The sequence below is a fragment of the Streptomyces sp. SID13726 genome (genome assembly GCF_010548375.1).
GTDB lineage: Bacteria > Actinomycetota > Actinomycetes > Streptomycetales > Streptomycetaceae > Streptomyces.
This window is the reverse complement of sequence record NZ_JAAGLY010000131.1, coordinates 1-646: the sequence shown is the minus strand read 5'-3', so window position 1 is coordinate 646 and position 646 is coordinate 1. Positions and strand designations below refer to the sequence as shown.

Below are 646 nucleotides of genomic sequence, written 5' to 3'. Positions count from 1 at the left end.
AGCGGGCCGGTGAGCGGGCACGGACCGGTGGGCGGGCAGGGGACGGGGACCGGAACGGTGACGGGGACCGGGACGGTGACGGGGAACGGCGTCTTCCGGGATCCTCCGGGCGGCCGGAAGGCGGTGGCCGTCTGGTCCATCGGCGTGGCCGTCTACTTCGTCGCGGTGATCTTCCGTACCAGCCTGGGCGTCGCCGGACTGGAGGCGGCGGACCGCTTCCACGTGAACGCCTCCGCGCTCTCGACCTTCTCCATCCTGCAACTCCTGGTGTATGCGGGCATGCAGGTGCCGGTGGGGCTGATGGTGGACCGGCTGGGCACCAAGAAGGTGCTGACGCTGGGCGCGGTCCTGTTCACGGCCGGCCAGATCGGCTTCGCGCTCTCGCCCTCGTACGGGATGGCCCTCGCGGCCCGCGCCCTGCTGGGCTGCGGCGACGCGATGACCTTCATCTCCGTGCTGCGGCTGGGCACCCGGTGGTTCCCGGCCCGGCGCGGCCCGCTGATGGCGCAGCTGGCGGGGCTGGTCGGCATGGCCGGCAACCTGGTCTCCACGCTGGTGCTGGCCCCCGTCCTGCACGGGGTCGGCTGGGTGCAGGCCTTCGCGGGCAGTGCTGCGGCGGGCGTGGCCGTGCTGATCCCGCTGGTCC

At 73.4% G+C, this 646-nt stretch carries 1 protein-coding gene; it reads left to right on the top strand.

What is annotated here, in order from left to right:
- Positions 1–57 precede the first annotated feature (57 nt).
- On the top strand, positions 58–646 hold a 589-nt coding region (locus tag G3I78_RS46750; protein ID WP_164436687.1), incomplete at its 3' end, for an MFS transporter.